We start from the raw sequence: 22,898 nt of genomic DNA, 5'->3' as shown, positions 1-22,898 counted from the left end.
CGCGTGCTCTTTGGCTGCCTACCACAGCTGGCTCGATAAGCAACCTCGTTATCCATGGGACACCTCCAACTGTTGCTCAATTCATGGTCCCAGCGCTCTATCTTCTGTTGATACACCCCATAGAGTGCGAGATTCCTTCCAGAACAAAGATCAGTTCGTCTCGCAGTCTCCCAGCATACTCATGGCAACTTCCTCTGGCGTGGCCTTGATGCACCCAGTCTCTCAGAGTTGTCAATCGCTGCGAATCCCATTCTCCTTCCAGATGGCATGTAGGATCCGTAGCCCGGTCGTACCACTGATATCGCTGATCACATTACCAACTAACTGTAAGTTCATTTCAGTGAGTGCCTTCTGGATCTGCTGAATACAGGTTGCAGCTTCCTGCACCAACGTTTCGCGATGGCGGAGACATATCGCCGCAAATGATGATCTCTCCCGTGGCCGGAAAGATCTGCTAATAGCCCGTAGGTATGAACTGCTGCAGCATTTGACAATCTCTTACGTCCGTATTGCACCCTGGCAGATTCTTGGCTCGGCGCGCATTTACTACGCAGACTTGGAACCCCGGACTTTTTAATACTTCGTACAGGGCTATCCAGTAAACTCCGGTGGAGTCCATCGCCAAAGCATGCAAAGCTGCCGCTCCACTGCTCTACGCCGAGATAGTCATTACGGTAGTAGAACGCCGAGAGGTGCGGTCCTCCTCCCAATACAAGCTCGAACACATCTCCGGGTCACGCATCAGGTCGATTCCACCAGCAACGAAGCGTTGTCATGGTAGAGCGCGATATGAGAAGCGCTGGCATTGCCGGTCTGCAAGCCAATCGCCTTGCCGACAACAAAGGCGATAGCCTCGGCCTCCGTCTCTCTTCCCGTCTTGGTGGTGGTCGTGCGGCGGCTGGAGTGCATCAGGAGTTCGTGTGCCAACTCATGCACCAGTGTGGCAAAGGTTTCGGCCTTCGACTGTCCGGGCAAGATGGCGGTGCGCCCGCCATAGCTCACGCCAAGCGCGGGGGCGATCTTCTCGGTAAAGACAAGCTCGATGCCCTGCTTTTCAATGAATGTGAGAATACGGTCGTAGTTCTCGCCCGCATCGCCCTGAACGTGTTCTATCTGGGGAAGGTCAGGGCCATCTGTTTGCTCCACATCAAAGACATAGGCATTCCTGAATCCAACAAGGACGGGGGCATTCTGCTTGGTGATGTCCTTCTCTGCCTCTTCATCGCTCTTGCGCTTGATGCGGATGCCCTTCTCGCCTTTCTTCACACGGCGGCCAAGCTGGTTCCACGCGTAGACGCCCGCCACGCGCGTTGCTCCGGGGCGTTGTCTGGCGATTTCGGGGACGTTCCCAAAGGAATACGAATGAAAGCGACTCATCGCGTTCAGGTACGCGGTGAGTGCATCCGAGTGTCCGGCCTCTAGCTGCTCGATGAGGGACTTTACGTTGTCGGCGATGATCTCTTTCGCCGTCTGCCTTTGCTGCGGTTGTTTGGGGTTTTGAGTAGACGGGTTGACGGTAGAGGTGATGGCTACGCTGTTCATGGGTGTTTCCTCCTTGGCCCTGGCTGTTGTTTTTCATGCCACGCGTGGCATGTATCTACATGCCGAACGCCTCCTGGCGAAGGCGGGGGGCAAGGCGCAAGGGAGGGTATCGCCCACCCGAAGGGCGAGCGAAGCGAGTGATTTTTACGCAGGAAAAATCATGGGGAGACCCTTGCGCCGCGCCAGGGCAGCCCTCAGGGAGGCTTGGTTTCTTTATTCGCGCGCGTTCGCAACGCCTCATTTAGGGCCAGCGTTGCGGGCAGGACACGAGACTATTAGCGGAATCCGTTGGTCGGGCGAATCCGGGCTGTCTTCGCGTCCCAGAAGGCCGAGAACATCTGGCCAACTTTTCTTAACGCAGCGTCAAACCAACGTTGCGAGTGACGGGCGCGATTCGCCAATAAGCTGCTTCTGAGAGACGAATCTGCGTTCGAGGCGGTTGGCCGCGTTGGATCGATTTCAGCCTGAAGTTCCCGTCGGTTCGGCCAAAAGCTATCAAGCAACGTGGTCGAGGAGCAGTCATCAGCACAGATGGCTACGTTCCTGAGCGTTTGAGAATCAATGATCGTTCCGTTCAGCAAGTCGCACGGCCGCCCGAACTAGCGCAATGTGAGAGAAGGCCTAAGGGAAGTTGCCTATAAAAATCGTGACCGTTGTGCACCACGCTCTGTCTCGGTGTTGCTAGCGACGGAAATTGACCTCCACGTCGTTCAATAAGTTGCCTTGCAACCCATAGACCAATGCCGGTTTCAAGATCCCCCTTGGTCGTGAAGAACGGTTCGAAGATTTTCTCAAGATGCTCTGGTTTGATTCCCGTACCGTCCTGTATGACATGCGCTCGATTTTCCCCCAAACCGTTTCAATCCTGATGGACCGCCAAACTCTCATCACCCACCGCGAGTTCTGGGGCACGGAACCAAAGCAGACACTGCGTTCGCTCACACGCTTGACGGCCGCAGAGCAACAGTTGTGCTCCGAACTGCGCGACGTTTTGCTCGGAAGAAACGTACGCCTCGAACAAGAGCGCATTACCTTCTCGGCTGTAGGATCAGAGCCTCCGAGTGTCTTTATACATAGCCGGTTCCTGCAAGGCTCGCGCTGCAGCTGTCGGTAAAATCGAGAGCAGAAAACGTCCCATACTGTATCTGCTGAGGCATTCCTGTCCGTGGCTTGTTCAAAATCGGCAGCTTTCCTTACTCAAAGACCGCGAGGGTGGTGGGTTGCCGGTAGCGGGAGAGGATTAAAGAACAGTCAAAGGCGAAAAGTCGATCTGAGTGATGGGCCCACGAGCACGTCAAGGCCGTCAGTCCCCAATTTCGGCCGGTTTGACATGAGAATGGCAACCAAACTGCCACATCGTGGTGGGGCCGCCTGCTTCGGTAGATGAGGAAAGAAGTCGCGGGTCAGGCCTGTTGCACCAACCCGATTTGGCGCATGCAGTGCAGCCGCCTGATTCAGGACGTCAGCTCGAGCCAGCGGTAACGCAGGCTGGTAGTTTCGGCGACAGGCGCACAGTCCGCCGAAGGCAATACGATGCGGAACACCGTCCCGTGACAGTCTTGCCTGGTGCTGCTCCTCACTCGCAACGAACCGCCGTGCTTCTGAACAATTTGCCGCGTCACCCATAGTCCCAATCCAGTTCCACTTTCTTTCCGGGTCGAAAAGAACGGCTCGAATATCCGGCCAAGGTGCTCAGGAGAAATCCCGTGCCCTTGGTCTGCCATGAGAAGAACCACTCCGGAGGAGGTAGAGCGAATTCGTATGGAAATCAAGGAGCCTGTCGAACTCGCATGGACCGCATTGATAAGGAGATTCGAGAAGACCTGCTTCAATTCCCCAAGGGATCCTCGCAAAGTCGCAGGGCGTTCGGGCAGGTCGGCGACGACCGATATTTGCCGCATTTGCGCCTCTTTGTTGAGGACACGCAGGCTCTCCTCAATCGCAATTCGCAGATCGAACTCTACCGGATTGTTGAGATCGCGATAGAAGGCCAACGTTTGACGCGCTACGGAAGAGATGCGGCTGATCTCAGACTCGGCCTGATGGAGCAACTCCCGTACGTTGGAAATATCATCGGAAGAGGATGCGAGGTAGATGAGGTTGACAAGTCCTTCTAAGGGATTGTTGATCTCGTGGGCAATAGTGGCTGCGAGGCGACCAGCGGCGGCCAATTTTTCGGAACGGATTAGGGCGTCTTCGGTTCTTACACGGTCCGTGATGTCGAGGCTGAGTCCCGTCAACAACGCGCGGTCGTGCTCGTCCCTGACGACTACACCGCGGTTCTCGATATACCGCAGGGTGTCCTTGTCCCAATACAGCCGAAATTGCACGTTGTGCGGTTTGGCCTCGAGATCCGATCGGAAAGCTTCTTTCACCAACGGGCGGTCTTCCGGATGAATCCGATCGAGGAGAGAACTTAGAGGCAGATACTCACTGCGATGTTGTATCCCGAGGATGGAAGCGGCCTGCTCAGAAAGCCTCAGCGCTTGTTGGGCGATGTGGAAAGTCCAAAGGCCGATACCGGAGATCTGCCGCGCCAGGTCCAGCGTTTCCTGCTGGCGATAAACTTCCTGACCGAGTGCGTGACTCCTTTGCAGTGCGGCAGCCAGTTGCTCGTGCACATCCGACAAGGAACGTGCCAGCTGCTGTGACTCAACCGCATTCGCACGAACCAGTTTGAGTTCGAGCGTCTTGAGACGCACTTCAGCCTCATGTTGAAAGATCGCCGCAAGAAGGCTCACCGCCGGGTAGAGATCGTCATGAGCTGTGGCGGATGTTCCGGGACCGAATAGGACCAGGATGACGGCAGGACCCGTCAGCTTGCCGACCACCACCGATCGCTCTCCTGAAAATGGGGATGGCAGGTTTGACGTGGCTTGGCCATCCTGTTCCACCTTGCGCAAAAAAGCGGTCCAGGCTAATCCGGCGGGAAAAGTCTGAGGAAATCCAGGAGCTGGAAGAAACTTGTTCAGTTCAATGTCGCGCAGAAAGAGACACAGCTGGGTGGCACCGACGCTGGACGCGAGTTGCGGTGCTCCTTCGGAGCGGACCTGCTGACAAAGGGTTTGCAGAACTGCAGCAATCTCAATCAAGAGGGGTCACTCGGGAAAGACGCATACCACCGCATTGCAGTTGTGAAATCCGGCCAATTGACCCTCGACGCTTGCGACTTGGCCATAGGTATTACATCCGGCCAGGGCCACATCGCCGACAATCACCTGTACGGCTTCGATTTCGTTCCCGAACTCCTTACCGAGCCTGAGCCGCGTAGCGACGCAATCGAACATGAGGGCTCCCCCCGGCTTGTGCCCGGCAAGCTGACTCATCGCTTCCGTGGCAGCATCCCTGGCCGCCTGCATCGATGATTCCACGCTAGCGTTCATGATGCTCACCACGGCGCCCTCCGGAATTTCTGCGGCGAAGCTCACCGCACCCTCCGCAATACCGAGGGGGACCCGAAGTTTATAACCGTCCTCCACCCGCATGCCCGCAATGTTGTGCAGAAAGAACGGCAGCGGCGCTGAGCGATCCAGCTTCTGCCCTGTATTCTGCGCGTGTTCCTGGAAGACATCTGCCGCGGAGATGGCATCGAGACTGCTAACGGTGTTCTTCGCGCTGGCGGTCACGCGCATGGAATCGGTTGCGGGCACCCAACCGTGGCGAACACCAACTCCGACCGGCTTTGTGGAAAGGATCTCCAATGCTACGGCCGCGTCGGTTGCAACTTCGTTCCCCTTGAATACGTAGGTCTTACTGAAGGCCGCGTCGTCACCCGCGCCTCCACCGAAAAACTTGTACTTGCCACCGGTTTCGACGTATAGAGTGCGGACAAGCTCATCCGCAGATCCGGCAAGTGCATCATTGAGAATGAGCGCCGAACGGTAGCGAAATTGGTTTTCCGTAAAGCCGCGGAAAGTGCTAAGCAGTTGCCTGGCGACATTTTGCGGGTCAGATGAGAGCCCGTGTGCGATGGTGGCGCAGAAGGACATCTCCGGTGAAGCGATAGCGAACGCAGAAGCGCTCCCTTCGCCTCGCCCTTTGGAGTCGAATTCACCGGCGGACGAGCAGCCAATAAGTTCTGCGCCGGGAAAACGCTCCGTAAACTTGTTCAGGACTGTTTCAAAATTGTGCTTGGCGGAAAGGAAGACGATCACAGCGTCAGGGGCGGATAGCCCAGCCGAAATGTCCCGTACCAGTTCATCGGCGGCTACCGCCGACTCAGTGGACGTCGAATACGCGCTGACGGTTCGCGTCATGATGGTCCTCCTTTGCAATCTCTATCCTAACGCGTTCACTGACATCCGTATTGCCGCAATCAGCTTCCGCCCCTCTGTTCGGGACGATTTTCCATGAACAGCGCGTCATGAAGTAGTGCGCTGGTGCGCACGGCGGTCGGGTACCTAAGCTGAGCACTGACCTCCAAAGCGCACTCGAGGGCTGGCCGAGACACCGCCGCTGGACCAATAGGCTTGCGAAGTACGCGGTGCTCTGCACCGGATTAGGGCTGACACGTGCCCCCCGTATGGGATGCTGGAGGGTAAACCGGCACTATATAGGGTTTACACAGATCAACGCGCACCAATAACCGCTCTGCAATGGAGTTCCCGAGAATATCGGGAACCTCTTGTTTTGATTGGACTCACACGCTTCCATCTAGGCGAAGGTGTGTAATCGAGAGATTCGTTATGCAGCGGTCGTGCTCAACGCAATTCGCGAAACGGCGCCGCCGCACATGCAGTACTCGTTGTGAAGGTCGAACAATACCCTGTGGAAGGGAACATGGCTCCAGTCATGAACGGGTCTATCTCATTGAAGCGAGTTCGACAAGAACTCGGACAAAGGAGATACGAAATGAATCGAATTTCGATTATTACTGTTTCAGCTCTTCTTCTGGCAATCCCGGGCAGCACTGTCTATGCAGCCAACCTGACGAAGGACCAATCCGCAAAGAGGGCGAAATCGACGCTTCAACAAATCAGTGGTCAGATAGAGCGGATCTCCGAGACCGCAGGCCGCATGAGCATACAGAGTCGAGAACCCAGCTATGCAGAGGTTCAAGGTGTCGAACTGAATCATCTTTCTGCCGAGATCAATCGAGTCGGGCGCGAACTAAAGGGCCTGGAGTCAGAAACTGAGTTGCTGCCGCCCTGGCAAACGGAGGCAATTAGTAGAGTCGTGCCATCAATGCACAAAATCGCAACCATGACTACCGATGCAACTGAACTCTTCAACAAGAGTCAATCGCAGCTATTTGCGAGCCATTACTCGACGGAAGCGAGTCAGATCGCCTCACGGGCGAAAGAGACAGCGACGCTGTTGGGAAACGATCTGAAGCTCGAGAAAACACGAGCAAAAGAAGAACACCTTGAAGATGCAGTCAACGGTGGGAGATCCGCAACTCAAGGACAATAACTTTCCGCATACAAGATTTTACCCTTGCCGGCCCCCTACGGGAGGTCAGTAAGCTTCTGGATCACCAGCACGATAGACCATACCCCCAAGCCTTCACGCACTATACCGTCGCGAAGGGAGGAGCGGCTTTCGCAGCAGAGGGTTTTTCTCAATGTATGGCAGAAACTAAGGCCTTAGATACAAATACGAAGGAAACAATCATGAAGAGCGGCAATCGTCTTACAACCGCAATTCTGACCTTGGCGTTGGGAGTTACGACAATGCAGGCCGCCGACCCGTCGCAGCCAGCATCCAGTCCGAAAGACGCCCAGCTTACCCTCGAGAAGATTCCCGATCAGGCGTGCGGTATCGCTGACGTGGCCTTTCGCATGAAGAACTTCGGTCAAACCGGCGAAAAATCCGATCTCCAGGTCGAAGACCTTCGTCATCTGAAAGAGAAGGTCAATACGATAGGTAAAAGATGGCGGTTCTTGAAGAACAATGCTCCAGCCTGCCGGATTACCAACTTGCAGTCCTCGATCGTCTTTTGCCAGAAGTGGAATCCGTCGCTGCTGACTCATCGTCTGCGATTACAACCTTCAACAGCAACCGCAATCATCTCTTTGCCAGTGATTACGTGAACAAGACAAACCAGATCCTCAAGGACGCTTGACGCGTACAAACCACGATCCTTGGGATGTAGACGGAAATTTCTTCGTGGACGGACGGTCCTATATAACCCATGACTTGAAAACGAGGACGTTCAAGTCTCTATCACGCGGTGCCTTGTCCCTCACGAAGATAAGAGCCGGGAGCATTGGACGGGCGCTTCCTCCTTTATCATGCAGTCAGCTTGTCACTTGCGGCAAAGCACACCTGATTTCGACACAACGGACTTTAGGAGATGACACCCTTCCGTACGGCATACAAAATCAGCTCCGGAATGCTATGCAGGTTGAGCTTCTGAAGGATATTCCCGCGATGCGTCTCGACGGTATAAACACTGAGATTTAGCATATTCGCGACATCCTTGTTGCTCTTCCCTTCTGCGACCAGTTGTAGGATTTCCTTCTCCCGAGGAGAGAGCAGATCGTAGCTGTCTTCAATACTCTTGTCCTGCATCTGCCGAATGTAATCTTCCACCAACAATGCACATACCGTCGGGCTGAAAAAAGCCTTGCCGGAGTTTACAGTGCGAATCGCCGTAAGCAGGTCGGCCTCTGCCGATTCCTTAACTAGATATCCTCTCGCCCCTGCCTTCAATGCGCGAAGTACATAGGCTTCATCCGTATGCATACTTAGCATGATCACTCGAACACCTGGGAACTTCGAGGTAATCTGTTGAGTAGCATCCGTGCCATTCAAATTGGGCATCGCGATGTCCGTCACAACGAGGTCGGGCTTTTGATCTTCTACGATCGTCAGAAGCTCTCTTCCGTCACTTGCCTCGCCTACAACTTGAAACTCGGGCTGGCGCTCAAGCAGAGCCTTGAGGCCGTTTCTGAGGACGGTGTGATCATCCGCAAGAACAATACGAATCATTGGAACCCCTTCCGTTTGACAGGAGGGAGATGCACTGACAGCAGGGTTCCTCGTTCAGCTTTCGCTATCACTTTCAATTCGCCACCTAAACGTACGATACGCTCTTCCATGCCGAGCAAACCAAGGCCTTTCTCAGTTCCAGGGTCAAACCCGATCCCATCGTCCTCCACTTCTAGCTCCATACCCGAAGGCGTCTGCTGAAATGAAACCCGGATGGATTTTGCCTTCGAATGTTTGACGGCATTATGAAGAGCTTCCTGCACCACGCGGTAGATGCAAGTCTTATAGGTATCCGGGAGCATATCGTTTGATTCTTCTGCCTCGACTCGGACGTGCAACCCCGTACGACGAGCGGTCTCGCGTCCCTGCCACTTCAGCGCAGGTACCAGTCCCAGGTCATCGAGCATCGACGGCCGAAGCAGAAGCGCGATGTCGCGTAGAGAGCGGACACTTTGTTCAGCTTGTACTCGTAACGAAGAAAGACGCGTACGGGCCTCTTCACCTCCTGAGAGAGTTGATTCCACCCGACCAAGCTCTACCAGCATTGCGGCCATCGACTGGCCGACTTCATCATGAAGCTCACGCGAGAGACTTTTGCGTTCATCTTCCCGTGCATTTTCGAGCCGAGCCGTCAGGTCACGAAGCTCCGATCTCGCTTGAACCATTTTGACGTATTGTCCTTCAACAGCATCTTCCAAGCCTCTAATTCTTGAGGTGACCGCCAAGGTCAGAATTACGGCAATTAGGAGTTCTACCAACGAAGACGCAATGAGTCTGAGGCGAAGTCTTTGTTGCTCATTTTTGACCAAAGCCTCTCCCTCGTCCAGCTGTTGATTGTTGAAAGCCGTAATCTGCCGCGAAAGCCGAAAGACTTCTATGCGGAGTGGGCCGATCGATCTCTCTCGATATGCATCGCCCTCCCGTCTTCGGGTCTCTGAATCCCAGCGAAGCGTCGGAGCAAACGAGTTCCAATAGGCCTCAACGCCGTTTCGCAGGTTTAGGAAGGTCTCCTCTCCGGCGCTGCCTGTGCTATGTCTCTCCTCTGCATAACTTTCGAGTAATTGCTCTGTTTCTTGCCGCGCCGCCTGAAGATCGAGCCGATCCCTGTCCGCCCATAAATCCTCATCCTCAGAGAGATAGTCCCGGATCATCGTACCGGATCGAATCATCGTGTTTCTCAGTTCGTCGAGAATATGGTCGCGCTTACGGAATGACGTCATCAACGCATCATTCCTCGACGAAGTCTGTTGCAGTGCGCGCGCAATATCGATGCTGCTATAGGCCATGACCAGGAGGATGAAACCAAACCCAAACCACAGCACTCGACGCCCAGCTATCAGAGGTCGATATTTGTGGTATTGTCCGTCGTCATAGAGAAGAGGCAGCCTAGAGCAACCAATCTAAATGTTCCCAGGCACAAAGCGTAATGAACATTTCCATTCACCTTACCGGGCAGTCCCTCGTGCAATCAATGCCAGCAGCCCACCGTCCGATTCATTCGTACTAGAGGCTCATGACGGGACGGCTGTTACTTTGGCAAACTCTTCGCCGGCAAGACCAGGGTACTCAGCCATATTCTGAACAACCGCAGCGGCCTCAAAGTCGCGGTAATCGTAAACGACATGAGTGAGATCAATATCGACTCACAGCTAATCGATCGAAACGATTCTCCCTTGAGCCGAGTGGATGAAAAGCTGGTTGAGATGAGCAATGGCTGCATCTGCTGCACCTGCGCGCGTTTCCAAAAGCGACTGCGTTCGATGAGCGACTTGGTGATTTATCACCCATCAAAAACGGGCGCCTACCTCGATAGAGGCACTCAAGCGCTCCAAAAAGGAGATAGAGCGTCGGCTGAACAGTCAATTACAAGGAACTGGCGTAACGCATCTCGGGACGAATTCCAGAACCTGACAAAACCTATTCCCATGCTTAATGAGACAAGAAGAATTGTCACGAGTCTCCATGAACGAACCATGCGAGGATCAGATGCTCCATTCTGACTGACTTGGCTGGACGGCCGGCGGCTAGCTACGGAAATTGATTCGGCGCTACACTCGTGGAGTGATGCCGCATCCTTCCTGGAACGACAGCTACGCAGCGGGAGAGCTTCCCTGGGATACGGGCGAGCCAGAACCGCTGCTCGTCGAGTTCGTCACTTTGGACCGCGTTCAGCCCACCCGAACACTCGAGGTCGGTGCGGGTACAGGGACGAATTCCCTTTGGCTGGCGGAGCGCGGCTTCGACGTACTTGGCATCGATATAGCCCCGCTCGCGATCGAGCGGGCCAATGCCAAGTTGGAGGGTCGCCGTCTCGATTGCCGTTTCGCCACCTTGGACTTTCTGGCCGCCTCCGCGCACGGGGGGCCATTCCAGTTCGTTTTTGACCGCGGCTGCTTCCATGTCTTCGATGAAGCCGAGGAGAGACAGCGTTTTTCCGCGCAGGTCGCGGCAGCGCTCGCGCCTGGAGGCCTGTGGCTGAGCTTAATCGGCTCGACCGAAGGTCCGCCACGGGAGGTCGGTCCGCCGCGCCGCTCGGCACAGGAGGTCGTTCTGGCCATCGAACCAGCGCTCGAAATTGTCGAACTGCGTAGCGCCGAGTTCCACGGTCACGGTGCCAAAGCGTGGTTCTGCCTGGCGCGTCGGCGGCTTTAGGGCAGTGAGTAAGTATCCCTTGGTTTAGCTAGGTGCAAGCAGCCGAACAGAAGCGGTGAGCTTAGGTATTCTTCGTGGCTGGTCGCTATCTAGCTCAGGATAGTCGGTTTTCGACCATCGACTATTGAAGACGACAAGGAGTCTCTTTGGAACGGCGAGAAAGTTATAGCTCAGGGAACTAGATACTGGAGAGCTACTTGGGCGGCATGAAAGCCGGCCATTCCGTGGACGCCGCCACCCGGAGGCGTTGATGCCCCGCAAAAAAAAAGACCATCCACAGGTGTGCGATAGAGCGAAGCTGTGGGACGGAAGATAAGTTGTCGCAGGTTCATGGCACCGGCAGAGAGATCGCCGCCGATCAGGTTCGGATTCCAGCGCTCCAGCACTGCGGGGGGTGAGATGGTTCGGGCGAGGATGCAGTCCCGGAAGCCTGGAGCAAAGCGTTCGATCTGACGCTCAATGGGCTCGAGATGATCGGCCGCACTGCCGTTAGGAACGTGGCAGTAGGCCCACGCAGTGTGGTGGCCGGCGGGAGCGCGAGTGGGGTCAAAGAGTGAGGGCTGGACGAGCAGGACGAAGGGAGTATCGGAAGTGAAGTGGCGCTCGGACGCTACGATCTCCTCCAGCGTGCCGCCGAGGTGTACAGTGGCAGCGCGAGAACACTCTTTCGCGGTCCACGGAATGGGGGAGCTGAGAGCGTAGTCGATCTTGAATGTGCCGGCACCGTAGCGAAAGCGCTCAAGCTGTCGACGATATCCTGATGGCAGCATGGACCCTCCGATTCGGAGAAGCTGACGTGGAGTTACGTCGGCAAGAATCACGTCGCGTCTGGCAACTGCACCACCTCGCTGCAAGTTTCAATGCGGCCGCCGAGTGATTCGAAGTGATGAGCAAGGGCATCGGTGAGCATCTGAGCACCTCCGCTGACGATAGGCCAACCACAGGCATGCCCGGCGGCCATCAAGACAAGACCAACAGCAGCGGAGGTCGGTGTCTCCAGCGATAGGACCGAGTGAGCAGCCATCCCTGCGAAGAGCGCACGCGCCCGGACACCCGTAAAGTGCAAACGCGCGAGCGATGCTGCCGGTAGAAGCGCTGAAAGGCCAAAGCGGGCGAGCAGAAGCGGATGTTGCGGTATGTGCTGAACTGGCCCGAGAAGGTCTGCGACGAGTTCGGCGAAATGGTCGGCTAATGGATGGAGTAGGGAGCGATATTTGCTGCCGTCGAACGCATCGAGATTGGACACGGTATCTTCGACTGAATGTTCGAGCAGCACAGCGCTGCCATCATCGAGTGGATGGGCGCAGGGAGCAGCCGGCTCGATCCATGGTATTTCAATGGGAAGAGAGCGGAAGAAGGGGCTAGCGATGCCCATCGGGTACACCGACGAACCCAAGTCATGCCGGTAGCCTGGCAGCGTGGCCTCAGCAGTGGAGCAAGCGCCACCTATCTGGCGGTTTCGTTCGAGAAGCGTCGTCGAAAGCCCTGCCGAGGCAAGCACGATTGCGGCCGAAAGGCCATTGGGCCCGGAACCGATGATAGTAGCCGTTGCCATAAAGCGAAAAGCGATTTGATGCCATCAGCTTGATAAGATGTGCAACCCCAGTCGGAACCGGAGCTGCCCGTTAAGTAACAGTCCACGAATACGGTCCATGTCGTAACAGCTACATTTCATGGTTGCGAGTTATCCATTTCCGTCGTTGAAACGTTCGCCGTGACCTCCAACTGCAGCATCCAAAATTCCCATACGGTTTGCCCATGCACAAGATCGAAAGCACCTACCGCTATCTGTTCGATTCGGAATATGGTTCACCGAATCACTTTATCGCACGCTGGCTCTTCTTGCGTGCGCTTGGCCTGATCTACTTCTCAGCGTTTTTCGCATTACTTTTTCAGGTACGCGGCCTAATTGGCCCGCAAGGAGTTCTTCCAGCTGCCAACTATCTGCAGGAGGTACGCAGTTTGGGTGCCCTCCGCTTCTGGTACACCCCTACGCTTCTCTGGTTTTCAAGCGGCGACCATATGCTGATGTCCCTCTGCTGGATCGGTCTCATCGCCTCCCTGATCCTTGTTGCCAACATCTGGCCCCGCGTAATGCTGCTCGTCTGCTTCGCGTGCTTCCTTTCCTTTGTCAGCGCGGCGCAGGACTTCTCCGGCTACCAATCCGACGGCATGTTGTTAGAGGCGGGTTTTCTTTCGCTTTTCCTCGCGCCCTCTGGCATCTTCCCCGGCTTGGGCATTAAGCAGCGGCCTGTGCGAGCCGCAATGTTTCTGCTGCTATGGGAGTGGTTTCGAATCTACTTTCAATCGGGTGTAGTCAAGCTCGAGAGTGGAGACCCGACTTGGCGGAACCTGACAGCAATGTACGAGTATTATCAGAACGGTCCGCTGCCCACCTGGATCGGCTGGTACCTGCAGCATCTGCCGCACTGGTTTCACATCGCTACCGCCGCTGCCACGCTGGGGATGGAACTCGGCCTGGTGTGGTTGGCCTTTCTTCCGCGCCCGTGGAAGATTGTCTGCTTCTTCATCGTTACGGCGTGGCAGGTCGGGGTTATCGCCACAGCAAACTACACCTTTCTCAACTACCTTGTCCTCATACTCGCAGTTTTCCTGCTGGATGATGCGTTTCTGCAACGTTTCTTGCCGCGACGCTGGCGAACTGGTCTCGAACGCGATGAGAGCGGTCCAAGGCCCGATGCGCCAATTGCCGATGTCGAAGAAGAGAAGATTCAAGCGAGATCCCACTTCCTTGCTCCCGCTCGATCGGCAATGTTCGCTGTCATGCTCACATGGATCTTCTACGCGACTGCCGTTCCCCTCGTGCAGATGTTCTGGCATGAAGCTCGGCTTCCTACAAAGCCATTAATTGCACTTGAGCCCTTCCGTATCGCTAACCAATACGGCCTGTTTGCTGTCATGACACCCCATCGTTATGAGATCGAGTTTCAAGGATCCAACGACGGAGAGTATTGGGTTGCTTATCCGTTCCGTTATAAGCCGCAGGGGTTGAAGGATCGTCCGCGCATCTATGCGCCTTATCAGCCTCGCTTCGACTGGAACCTCTGGTTCGCCTCGCTTGGCTCGTGGCAGCAGTATCCGTTAGTTCCGCGAACCGAAGAACTTCTCCTCGAAAACGACCGTGCCGTACTTGAGCTTTTCGCCGGCAACCCCTTCCCCAATGCGCCGCCACGTCTAGTTCGCGCTGTGCTCTGGCAATATTGGTTCAGCACTCCGCAACAGAAACATGCCGAAGGCATATGGTGGCGGCGCCAGTTCCTTGGTGCTTACGGCCCGACGCTCACCCAGCTTCCCAATGGTCGTTTCGGAGTTGTGGACGAGCCCACTCTCAATAATCCGTTTTAGCAACTGACAGCTCGAAGTATGCTTGTCTATCGCGTTCATAACCGCTTTGGTTGGAGCGATGCAATTGTATTTCTTGCGAGCTGATCATTTGGTGCCAAATCGCCAATGTACTCATTGAAAAGGCCACATGGACGATAGTCGGCATCTCGTGAAGTGGTTTTCGCAATGAACGAGTGACAACAGGCCTAACCGATCTCGCTTACATCTGGCCGCCTCGGCCCGCAACTCACACGAAACGGCAGCTTGCGATCATTGCCCTTCCGCCGCCCACACCCTTCATTGGCGCATTTTCGTATCGCAGTGATTCGTCACGAGGAAACAATGAGGGAGAAGCGTAAGATGTGGCCGATATAGGCATCTTCGACCGGTCAACTTCCGACAAGCCGACTTGTCGGTACCAAGCTCATCCGACTGCAGTTAAGCGCATTGACGTTTGCCTGCCAGACCTCTCATTTTGCTGAAGTCAGCCATGCAATGAACGTGTTCATTGCAGCAGGAAGAGACGTCTGGGCCGGGAGCTCCTCTTGAAAGATAGTGAGACAGCTCTACGAGCTGGTACGTAAGGGCCAGGCTGTACGCGACCTAGCTGACAACCAGTCCATCAAGGCAGCGAGCCAGGCCAAGGGCCGGGTGGAACGCGTGAATTGAACCCTGCAAGATCGACTGGCTCAAAACACCCGATCCAACCAACACAAATCAGGTTGGCTCCGGGACCGTAGAAGTGGTTGTGTCGTCTGGAATCGCATCATAATCGGTTCCAGAAGCAAAAGTTACCGACCCGTCGATGGGATTCCCTAGAGCATCGGTCAGTGTATAGCCAGTAACGAGAGCTGTGTGGAGGCTCAGTCTCGACCGACTACCGTCGAAGCCAAGGATGAAATGAAAGGCAAACTGAGGGTTTCCTCTAACGGGGACGTGCGTTCACCATCAGTCTTTATACGGAGGGCGGGTGTGGGTTACCGGTTCCGACATGGGCATGTAGGTCAGGGTTAATCAAGTAGACCGTTAGGCTTCGGTGTTTGCGGCCTGACAAAGGCGTCAATCCTGATCGATGAGAGATCCTTGACAGAAAAAGTGGCGACTTTGTTGCGTCCGGCACAAGTGCGGTTGAACAGGCAGGAGAGAAAAGAGAACGGAAGTGATGGACATAACTCGTTCGCTCCAAGAGGCTCTATTTTGGGGAGTGCCCGTGAGTATCCCACCGCCGCTGCTTGGGTGTCCACCGAAACGCGGCAGTTCCCTGCCATCGTGTCCGGAATGAAGATAGTATGGTCACCAGAATTCTAACGGCCCCGAATCATGAAAGCTGTCATACCCGATGCAGACTCACCAGTTGTACCGTTTTGGAGGTGAGCAGCACCCACTGTAGAGCGACCGCTGTAAAGACGAAAAGAAACGTCGGTGGTTCTGGGATTGCGTGACTTCTGGAGCGTTGTAATTGGTTCCGGAGGGGGTCGAGACTGTTACATCCGTAAGAACGTTACCGTTTGCATCGAACGGCTTGAGTCCGACAGTCTGAAAGGTGTCATAGTAAACTGAAACCTCTTAATAGAGGGCTATTTGCTGGTTCTGATCAAAATCGGCAGACGGTTGTCCGATCAGGAATTGAGTGAAATTGAAGTCGAAAGTGAAGTGCGCGACGGTTTCACTAGCGCCGAAAGTGAATGAGTGATCCACGTGCCCGGTACCCAAACCATTTGCGGAATTGGCCGAGAGTATTTTGAAGGAGTAACTGAATGCCATTGTCGGCAACCATGTCGATTGCCGATGAAACCTGACCTCCGTGCCGAGCCAATTGTCTCCGAACGTGCTGTGAGTGCCTGTCTCATCGGTCTGAGATAAAAAGGACATTGTGTTTCCAATGCAACTCAACGTCGCAACGCAATCCGAATTTCAAAAGACCCTTGCCAGAATTCTGGCTAATGTCTTCCTGTGGCGATGTGCGATCGAGACCGTACTCCAATTCCAGGACACCAAATTGCGTGACATGCGCTGGATTCGAGACTGTCGGTCTGTTCGGATTTGCGGCGATCGAATCCGCGTAGCAACCTGTCTGCTTTCCCATCCACTGACCGACCGCCGAACGGGTTGTCACAAGACATAGGAGAACCACGCCCCTCTGGGAAATCGCACGGAATTGGCCAAGAACCGTTGCTCGCCTGTCGCGGCTCACTTGCTTTCCAAAACGACACGGCCATAGAGCGGCTGTGTCGGACGCGCGTCGTTCCTGTACAGTTTCGAGAACTGCTCGATCTCCGCAGCCGAAACGGAAACAGGATGTCTAAGGACGAACCACGTCACGTCTTCACTGCAAGGAGGAGTAGTGAGGGAGCCAAAAAAAGTGTAGTAGTTGTGATCGGGGGGAAGCAGCCCATCCGCGTCGATCTGGACGTCCTTCTCAGATTCTGTTTTTTCCTTTTCCTTGGGCAGGTCCTTCCATAATGTGTGGATCAGAGCGTTGTCCTCTCCCTTCTTCAGAAGAACGGCCACTACCGCCACATTGCCTTTCTCATCGGTGTGCACCAGATGCACCGTCATCTCATAGCTCTTGCCGTTGATCCTTTCCTCGCTTGGCCTGTGAAAGTGGAATTGCTTGAGCTCGTATCGCTTACCACCCACGGTGATGAAACTCCCGGGATTGTAATTAATCATGATCGTGTGGCCGTTATCGACGATATTCAACGGCGAGGGCTTGTAATCGAACCGGATGGGCGGAAGGTCGGCCTTTTGCGGATTGCGGATATCAATCGGTGACTGACGATGCCCATTCTTGCACGGAGCAAACTCTGGCTCAAGCTCACCCCAATGACTAGGCCCTCGCGGCACACCATAGTCCCATGCGTGTTCAGGACTCACATGCTCCTGTGTTCCACCCGCGGCTGTTAACCCAAGCGCGCAACCGACGATCATAAGGAGACAATGGTTCCGGCAACGCATATCAACACCCCGACACCCAGAATGCTAGAATGTCGAAACTCCGGTGCTTCTGATAACGAGGGGTTTCCCTAATATCCATCATGGATAAACGGCCGCTCATCATCTGCCTTGCTCTAGCCGTCCTGCACACCCACGCCAGCGCCCAATTCACCGACCCACGCACGTACCAGAACACTCCTGTGGGGATCAACCAGCTCGAGCTGGCCTACGCTTATGTTCGCTCCAACACTTCGATCGATGCTTCCTTCGTCATCTCAGGAGCAAAATTCAATCTCAACCAAGGTCTGGTCGACTATACGCGCTATTTCGCATTTCTTCATCGCATGGCCTGGGTTGAAGGTAGCCTCCCCATCGCCAACCTCAGCGGCTCCATCACCGGCACCAACATCACTGGATCAACCACTGGCACCGGCGACTCCTGCTACAGCGCAGCCATTCTCCTCAAAGGAGGCCCGGCGCTCAGCCCGGCGCAATTCGCAAACGCCGTGAATACCACCTCCATCGGCCTGAGCCTCTCCACCACCGCACCCACCGGCCAATACGATCCGAACAAGCTTCTCAACCTCGGTTCCGATCGATGGTCGTTCAAGCCCGAATTTGCCATCTCCAAACCATTCGGGCCCGAGCAGCGTTGGGTGTTCGACACCTACGCCAACACCTATCTTTACACAGACAACACCTCGTATCGTGGCGCAGAAGTCTTGCGACAGCGAGCGCTCCTCGGCCTCGAAGGACACATCAGTTACACCTTGAACGACACCATATGGGCATCACTCGACACCCGGTACTCCTTTCGAGGCAACACCACTGTCAGCGGCGTCAATCAAGACAATCCGCAGCGGAATTTCATCTTAGGCACCGAGCTTGTCGTATCGCCAAACTCCCGAAACTCATTCACCTTCGAATTCGCCAAAGCAGCCGTTCACAAAAACGGCCCATCCCTCACCGGCTTCACGGTGAAGTACGACTACATCTGGGGAAAGGACCGGAGATAATAGTGTTGTTCTCAAATTGGCTCGAACAAACCGTTTCACGCATTGACCCTGAACGGCCGGCATTGGTTCAGAACGCTCCCTGACATGCAAGGGTTTTTGCTAGTATCGATTCTCTTCGTCCCTGAGGTAGGCTCTCTGAAATCAGCAGAGGCCGTTGCCTATGATCCCAACCCCGAACGATGTGAAGGATGGCTCGCCTACGATGACGAAGGCAGCCTTTCAAGAGAAGGTGGCCGACTTCTCTCTGGTTATGGGGGGTCCGGTCTTCCAATTGTTTCGGAAGGCACATCTCACCGGAGATCACCTGGAGCTCCTGCACCGGCGTCTACTTGCGATCGTCTCAATCGCGTGGCTGCCATTGCTGGTCCTCGACCTTGTTGTTTCTCGAGCTGGTATCCAAGGCCGGCTTACATTTCTTCATGATGTTGAGGTCCAGGCACGTTTTCTTGTTGCGCTTCCAGTGCTCATTTTGGCCGAGCTGATTGCTCATTCGCGCTTACGCCCTGTTGTGCAGCGATTCGTTGAGCGGCGAATTGTCAGGGAAGACGATCTGCCCCGTTTTGACGCGGCGATCGAATCGGCAGTCAGGATGCGAAATTCCATCCCTGTTGAACTGGCGCTTCTTGTCTTGGTTTACACGCTTGGACTGTGGCTCTGGAACAGCCGATTCGCGATCGAGTCTCCAACCTGGTATGCGAACCCAGGCGGCCGCTGGAATCTGACGCCCGCCGGTTGGTGGTACGTGTTAGTCAGTATCCCGATACTACAGTTTGTGCTTCTGCGCTGGTATTTAAGGTTCTTCATCTGGTATTGCTTTCTCTGGCGGGTGTCCAAACTGAACCTGCATCTGGTTGCCATCCATCCCGATCACTGCGCTGGACTCGCTTTCCTGGGTAAGAGCGCATACGCCTTTGGTCCAATTCTCTTTGCTCAGGGCGCTATGCTCGCCGGCCTGGTGGCGAGCCGTGTCCTATACAGAGGGGAGAGCCTGCTGTCGTTCAAGCTGCAGTTGGGAGGCTTTGTCGTCTTTTTTGTTCTGGCGGTTCTGGGGCCGCTGCTGATGTTTACCCCCAAAATGGCAGCCGCCAAACGAAAGGGACTGGCCGATTACGCCAAGGTCGCGCAGGATTACGTCGACAGGTTTGAAGATAAATGGGTTCTTAATACACCGCCGCCGGAAGAGGTCCTGGGATCTGGAGACATCCAGTCTCTCGCTGATCTGAACAACAGCTATGACATTGTGCGCGGTATGCGCGCCGTTCCGTTCGGACTTGATGACATCTCCCGCTTAGCGCTGGCGACCGCGACTCCCCTCGCACCACTCCTGCTAACAGTCTTCTCTCTGGAAGAACTCATCATGCGGCTCGTCAAGATCATTTTTTGAGACATCGTGGGCATCTACCTACTCGATTCATTTCTTCTCGTCAGAGCTCGTGAGCATCTCTTTGATAGCACCCTTGTCTGTTGCGTAGTTGCTATGGGCTGAGGTGGGGCTCGCAAACAGCCATAACCAGTGGGTGGAGTTCCTGACCGCTGTAGTTTTCGACCTCAATGCCACCGAGTGCGGGAACTGACTAGGTAGGCAAGTCGCTCGGATCATTCAATGCAATGATTCGTGGAGGCTTGCACTCCTGCGGGGCGCCGGGGAGGGACTTGAGATACTCGCATCGAACCTTTCCCCAATCATGAAGATCCGTCCCGATATTTCTTTCCGAAGGTCCGTCCAGAGCAGCTAACTCCAGCAATCGGAGTTGATTTGCGAAGAAGACCACCAGGGGAGTGCGCTTCAATATCTCCTGAAGGTTGCTTCGGGTTTGTTCCGCAGTGGCGGTCTTCCCAGCTATTTCATCCATGTCGAGGGCGGAGAAGATCAGATAACTCCCCAGGCTATGGGAGACAATCACGAATTCCTGATTTGCCCGAACTCCGATTGCGCCGGTTTGGGATGCGGTGGGCGCGTCCGCAAGCGATTTAAGAAGTAATTGGCGGATCCCATCGAGAACATAACCCCGGAGTGGGCCAAGCGCCATTACGGCGTCAGAGAATGTCCAGTCCATCAAATCGCTCTTCAACTGTCGATTGGTTTTGGCACCTCGCGCCGGTAGCTGGCGAAGACGCGTGGCCTCACTCCTGGAAATCCAGTCGTACGAATTGAATCGCTGCGGAACAACGCTATTCAGTTCACGAGTAGAGCAGGTATCAATTCTTGCTTTGCTTGGAGCGACAAGAGAGGCATCGCCATCGATGAGTTGACGGCATTTGAGCGAAAAGGTCAGCGGCACCAATTCAGCTCGTCCGCATACAAGGCTGGTTCATGGGCGCGAGCGAGCGGGAAGTGAACGGCATAAGGGGCTGCCGCATGCCATTCTTCCTGGCTTTTCCAGACCTGCTCGTCCATGTACTCGAGAGTCGGGATCGATGCATTAAGTTGAAACTCATCTCGGTCGGCGTAGTCCCACTCGCCAATTGGAGTACCCTCAGGGGTCGTGCAGTCCTTCAGATAGTCGCAAATGCTCTTTCTAAGCGCTTGCGAGTCGCGATCCCTTAGGGCCGTCGGATCCAATCCCATGAATGTAGAAGATGTGAATCTCCTTGCCCTCAGAATGTCGCAGCTCCTCACCGAGAGACTCTGACGATGGGGAACGCAGAGCAGGAACAGGGGTGGACTGAGCGGGGCAGGAGAGCGCCGGGACACAACAAAGGAGAAAGATCAACGCCCAAAAGGTTTCTTTGATTGTTGCATGACTTCGTGCAGACAGCCGATTAGGTTCGCCGTCTTTGCGGTGCACTTCTTTCATGGCTTCACCAAGGAGAAGAACTTGGAAATATCTGTGCGGATTTTTCTCCCGTCTCACTCGATCTGCCTATTAGGCGGTCGTCTCAGATTCTGGGCCAACGGCTCAATGCTAGGTAGCACGTTCAATCTCAGCAAGTGGGGACACCCCTAGTCGAATGAGCTGTCGACAAATCCCTTTGGTGTGAGGAGGAACGGGATGGTCAAGCCGAAGTCTGTGACTTCAGTTGGACGAAGAGTCGACGTCTCGTCTAAAGTACCCAAATTCTCAATTGGCGGATTCAGGCCAAATCACGTTTCCAAACCGACCAGGTCGCTGAGCACATTGGCGATCACTCATTGAGAACTCGAACAGATGTCTACCGAGTGATCCTATTCGGGAATAGGTGCGAGATGCGCGTTTATGAGGACTGACCCTAAACGTTTCTGTTATGTATCCGGCTTCGATGAAGGTCACTATTTCGTCGTAGTCCGTGTCACCGTAGTTCGGCTCGAAGATCACACACTCCGCGTCCCAGGCGTTCGCGTAAGAGTGTTCGTAATGTTGCGCCGTCGGCGTAACCGAACTCCGCTGCGATGGCTTCCAAGTCGACATCGTTACCGTGCAGAAGAAATTGCGCGTGCTCGACTCGTAAGTACTGAAAGTAGGAGAGTGGAGATTTTGCCGAGCACTGCGTCGCAACGACGTTGCAATGTGCGAGCACTGGTGGCTAGAGCTTTGGCTGCCTTCTGCAGGGAGAAGCCTTCCTTGAGATGCTCTCGGGCCCATCGTTCGAATCGCAGGATACTCTGCTTTTGATTGCTGATGTGGTTCTCGGTGTGACAAAACGGATCCACTTCAGGAAAGTCGCCTTTCACGAATGATTTATAACACTGTTACGAACCCCGTTCGGGAGATGTGTACTGACGATTCCGAGTCAAGAACGGAATACTCCAATGTTCCTGTGATTCAATTTGAAGGATCGAGAATCCGACTCAATGGGACCGATATAGGGCCTAAAACTCTACAAGAATGGGCGCTGAAGAAGTACGCGGGTCTTCCGGAACAAGTTGTCTGGGTGCGGTTTTCAGAGGATGACGAGCGCAAAGCCGACCAAATTCTATTACCAATGGCGAAGGCTTTACCAAGCCTCAAGTTTCGTCGCGCCGCAACTGTCCTTTTCCTGTCCGAAACTATAGTGGGTGACCGTCAAATATCTCGTCCGCGAACTTCTTTTTGCGATGGGAGATCAGATACTCCTGATAAACGCCGTTTTCGGAACCAAGACGGGTGAGACGCTCCGACAGACCAGCTTTCCGCTTTGATAGACTCAGCCGGAGATATGATTCCGTCGCTAAGATCGTTGGGCGAGGTGGCTGGATGAGGCAAGCTCGATCCTCCGGGTATGGAGTTACGGTTGCCATGCTGGCGATAGTGATCGTGCCCGCTGCGCTAACGCTGCACAGCGTACATGCCAACGCCCTGGGAAGCGACTATAGTCCCGGCGCTTCACCATACGGATACACCATCAGCCTGCTTCTGTTCATCATGCCCTCGTTAGCCATCGTCCTTTGGTTTATTCCTCGAGACGGTCTCACGATCTCAAAGCGGGCCTTCTTCTGGACTTTAGGGCTGTTGTTTCCCGTCGGTGGAGTTCTGGATTTCTTCTTCGCAAGATACTTCTTCACCTTTCCCAATG

The 22,898-nt window shown here is 54.7% G+C and carries 18 protein-coding genes and 2 pseudogenes; 9 read left to right on the top strand and 11 right to left on the bottom strand.

Annotated features, from left to right (window positions below):
* Nucleotides 1–741: 741 nt before the first annotated feature.
* Together JAO29_RS14830 and JAO29_RS14825 are read right to left on the bottom strand one after the other, a co-directional pair.
* The gene (locus tag JAO29_RS14830) at nucleotides 742–1,542 is read right to left on the bottom strand and encodes an ArdC family protein (protein ID WP_334269021.1); all 801 of its coding nucleotides are present in this window, start codon (nucleotides 1,540–1,542) and stop codon (nucleotides 742–744) included.
* Between the two features lie 574 nt (nucleotides 1,543–2,116).
* Complete coding sequence (locus JAO29_RS14825) at nucleotides 2,117–2,395, bottom strand: ATP-binding protein (RefSeq protein ID WP_334269020.1); 279 nt, start codon at nucleotides 2,393–2,395, stop codon at nucleotides 2,117–2,119.
* Here JAO29_RS14825 and JAO29_RS23555 point away from each other — a divergent pair.
* Nucleotides 2,339–2,656, top strand: coding sequence for a Wadjet anti-phage system protein JetD domain-containing protein (locus JAO29_RS23555; RefSeq protein WP_442886403.1), 318 nt, complete (start codon nucleotides 2,339–2,341; stop codon nucleotides 2,654–2,656). The two genes, JAO29_RS14825 and JAO29_RS23555, sit on opposite strands and share 57 nt — an antisense overlap.
* A 340-nt stretch (nucleotides 2,657–2,996) precedes the next feature.
* On the opposite strand, the gene JAO29_RS14820 is transcribed toward JAO29_RS23555, so the two are convergent.
* The gene (locus tag JAO29_RS14820) at nucleotides 2,997–4,634 is read right to left on the bottom strand and encodes a sensor histidine kinase (RefSeq protein ID WP_334269019.1); all 1,638 of its coding nucleotides are present in this window, start codon (nucleotides 4,632–4,634) and stop codon (nucleotides 2,997–2,999) included.
* Nucleotides 4,635–4,640: 6 nt separating this feature from the next.
* Nucleotides 4,641–5,798 (bottom strand): FIST signal transduction protein, encoded by a 1,158-nt coding sequence (locus JAO29_RS14815; RefSeq protein WP_334269018.1) that lies wholly within the window; start codon nucleotides 5,796–5,798, stop codon nucleotides 4,641–4,643.
* Between the two features lie 595 nt (nucleotides 5,799–6,393).
* Here JAO29_RS14815 and JAO29_RS14810 point away from each other — a divergent pair.
* Together JAO29_RS14810 and JAO29_RS14805 are read left to right on the top strand one after the other, a co-directional pair.
* A complete protein-coding gene (locus JAO29_RS14810) occupies nucleotides 6,394–6,954 on the top strand; it encodes a hypothetical protein (RefSeq protein WP_334269017.1) in 561 nt (186 codons plus the stop codon).
* Between the two features lie 200 nt (nucleotides 6,955–7,154).
* Complete coding sequence (locus JAO29_RS14805) at nucleotides 7,155–7,574, top strand: hypothetical protein (protein ID WP_334269016.1); 420 nt, start codon at nucleotides 7,155–7,157, stop codon at nucleotides 7,572–7,574.
* Between the two features lie 256 nt (nucleotides 7,575–7,830).
* On the opposite strand, the gene JAO29_RS14800 is transcribed toward JAO29_RS14805, so the two are convergent.
* The gene (locus JAO29_RS14800; RefSeq protein ID WP_334269015.1) at nucleotides 7,831–8,475 is read right to left on the bottom strand and encodes a response regulator transcription factor; all 645 of its coding nucleotides are present in this window, start codon (nucleotides 8,473–8,475) and stop codon (nucleotides 7,831–7,833) included.
* Nucleotides 8,472–9,284 (bottom strand): sensor histidine kinase, encoded by an 813-nt coding sequence (locus JAO29_RS14795; RefSeq protein WP_334269014.1) that lies wholly within the window; start codon nucleotides 9,282–9,284, stop codon nucleotides 8,472–8,474. Before JAO29_RS14795 ends, JAO29_RS14800 begins: the two co-directional genes overlap by 4 nt.
* 741 nt (nucleotides 9,285–10,025) lie before the next feature.
* On the opposite strand from JAO29_RS14795, the pseudogene JAO29_RS14790 reads away from it, so the two are divergent.
* Together JAO29_RS14790 and JAO29_RS14785 are read left to right on the top strand one after the other, a co-directional pair.
* Nucleotides 10,026–10,475: pseudogene (locus tag JAO29_RS14790) on the top strand (GTP-binding protein); the annotation flags it as partial.
* Nucleotides 10,476–10,539: 64 nt separating this feature from the next.
* Complete coding sequence (locus JAO29_RS14785; RefSeq protein WP_334269013.1) at nucleotides 10,540–11,127, top strand: class I SAM-dependent methyltransferase; 588 nt, start codon at nucleotides 10,540–10,542, stop codon at nucleotides 11,125–11,127.
* Between the two features lie 170 nt (nucleotides 11,128–11,297).
* Here the strand turns inward: JAO29_RS14785 and JAO29_RS14780 are convergent, their stop codons facing one another.
* On the bottom strand, nucleotides 11,298–11,897 hold the full coding sequence (locus JAO29_RS14780; protein WP_334269012.1) for a phytoene desaturase family protein: 600 nt from the start codon (nucleotides 11,895–11,897) through the stop codon (nucleotides 11,298–11,300).
* 47 nt (nucleotides 11,898–11,944) lie between these two features.
* Entirely contained in the window at nucleotides 11,945–12,682 is a 738-nt protein-coding gene (locus tag JAO29_RS14775) for a phytoene desaturase family protein (RefSeq protein ID WP_334269011.1), read from the bottom strand.
* Nucleotides 12,683–12,885: 203 nt separating this feature from the next.
* Between JAO29_RS14775 and JAO29_RS14770 the strand changes: the two genes are divergently transcribed.
* Nucleotides 12,886–14,493, top strand: coding sequence for a lipase maturation factor family protein (locus JAO29_RS14770; RefSeq protein WP_334269010.1), 1,608 nt, complete (start codon nucleotides 12,886–12,888; stop codon nucleotides 14,491–14,493).
* A 2,169-nt stretch (nucleotides 14,494–16,662) separates the two neighbouring features.
* On the opposite strand, the gene JAO29_RS14765 is transcribed toward JAO29_RS14770, so the two are convergent.
* Nucleotides 16,663–17,349, bottom strand: coding sequence for a carbonic anhydrase (locus JAO29_RS14765; RefSeq protein ID WP_334269009.1), 687 nt, complete (start codon nucleotides 17,347–17,349; stop codon nucleotides 16,663–16,665).
* Nucleotides 17,350–17,510: 161 nt separating this feature from the next.
* Between JAO29_RS14765 and JAO29_RS14760 the strand changes: the two genes are divergently transcribed.
* Nucleotides 17,511–18,425 carry a transporter gene (locus JAO29_RS14760; RefSeq protein ID WP_334269008.1) on the top strand — a complete coding sequence of 305 codons (915 nt, stop codon included), beginning with the start codon at nucleotides 17,511–17,513 and terminating at the stop codon, nucleotides 18,423–18,425.
* A gap of 160 nt (nucleotides 18,426–18,585) precedes the next feature.
* Complete coding sequence (locus tag JAO29_RS14755) at nucleotides 18,586–19,809, top strand: hypothetical protein (protein WP_334269007.1); 1,224 nt, start codon at nucleotides 18,586–18,588, stop codon at nucleotides 19,807–19,809.
* Nucleotides 19,810–19,999: 190 nt separating this feature from the next.
* Here JAO29_RS14755 and JAO29_RS14750 read toward each other — a convergent pair whose 3' ends face one another.
* Nucleotides 20,000–20,482, bottom strand: a complete 483-nt coding sequence (locus JAO29_RS14750) for a hypothetical protein (protein WP_334269006.1) — start codon at nucleotides 20,480–20,482, stop codon at nucleotides 20,000–20,002.
* A gap of 215 nt (nucleotides 20,483–20,697) precedes the next feature.
* Entirely contained in the window at nucleotides 20,698–20,994 is a 297-nt protein-coding gene (locus JAO29_RS14745) for a hypothetical protein (RefSeq protein ID WP_334269005.1), read from the bottom strand.
* A gap of 1,585 nt (nucleotides 20,995–22,579) precedes the next feature.
* Here JAO29_RS14745 and JAO29_RS14740 point away from each other — a divergent pair.
* Nucleotides 22,580–22,898: pseudogene (locus JAO29_RS14740) on the top strand (hypothetical protein); the annotation flags it as partial.

The sequence above is a fragment of the Edaphobacter sp. HDX4 genome, assembly GCF_036877565.1.
Taxonomy (GTDB): Bacteria; Acidobacteriota; Terriglobia; order Terriglobales; family Acidobacteriaceae; genus Edaphobacter.
Note: the sequence above shows the minus strand (reverse complement) of the source record. Positions and strands in the feature narration are given on the sequence as shown.

What these genes read in the sequence shown, in the direction of transcription:
- JAO29_RS14830 (WP_334269021.1), bottom strand. Translation starts at nt 1,542, where the DNA reads ATGAACAGCGTAGCCATCACCTCTACCGTCAACCCGTCTACTCAAAAC.
- JAO29_RS23555 (WP_442886403.1), top strand. Translation starts at nt 2,339, where the DNA reads ATGCTCTGGTTTGATTCCCGTACCGTCCTGTATGACATGCGCTCGATT.
- JAO29_RS14815 (WP_334269018.1), bottom strand. Translation starts at nt 5,798, where the DNA reads ATGACGCGAACCGTCAGCGCGTATTCGACGTCCACTGAGTCGGCGGTA.
- JAO29_RS14810 (WP_334269017.1), top strand. Translation starts at nt 6,394, where the DNA reads ATGAATCGAATTTCGATTATTACTGTTTCAGCTCTTCTTCTGGCAATC.
- JAO29_RS14805 (WP_334269016.1), top strand. Translation starts at nt 7,155, where the DNA reads ATGAAGAGCGGCAATCGTCTTACAACCGCAATTCTGACCTTGGCGTTG.
- JAO29_RS14800 (WP_334269015.1), bottom strand. Translation starts at nt 8,475, where the DNA reads ATGATTCGTATTGTTCTTGCGGATGATCACACCGTCCTCAGAAACGGC.
- JAO29_RS14785 (WP_334269013.1), top strand. Translation starts at nt 10,540, where the DNA reads ATGCCGCATCCTTCCTGGAACGACAGCTACGCAGCGGGAGAGCTTCCC.
- JAO29_RS14780 (WP_334269012.1), bottom strand. Translation starts at nt 11,897, where the DNA reads ATGCTGCCATCAGGATATCGTCGACAGCTTGAGCGCTTTCGCTACGGT.
- JAO29_RS14775 (WP_334269011.1), bottom strand. Translation starts at nt 12,682, where the DNA reads ATGGCAACGGCTACTATCATCGGTTCCGGGCCCAATGGCCTTTCGGCC.
- JAO29_RS14770 (WP_334269010.1), top strand. Translation starts at nt 12,886, where the DNA reads ATGCACAAGATCGAAAGCACCTACCGCTATCTGTTCGATTCGGAATAT.
- JAO29_RS14760 (WP_334269008.1), top strand. Translation starts at nt 17,511, where the DNA reads ATGGATAAACGGCCGCTCATCATCTGCCTTGCTCTAGCCGTCCTGCAC.
- JAO29_RS14755 (WP_334269007.1), top strand. Translation starts at nt 18,586, where the DNA reads ATGATCCCAACCCCGAACGATGTGAAGGATGGCTCGCCTACGATGACG.
- JAO29_RS14750 (WP_334269006.1), bottom strand. Translation starts at nt 20,482, where the DNA reads ATGGACTGGACATTCTCTGACGCCGTAATGGCGCTTGGCCCACTCCGG.
- JAO29_RS14745 (WP_334269005.1), bottom strand. Translation starts at nt 20,994, where the DNA reads ATGGGATTGGATCCGACGGCCCTAAGGGATCGCGACTCGCAAGCGCTT.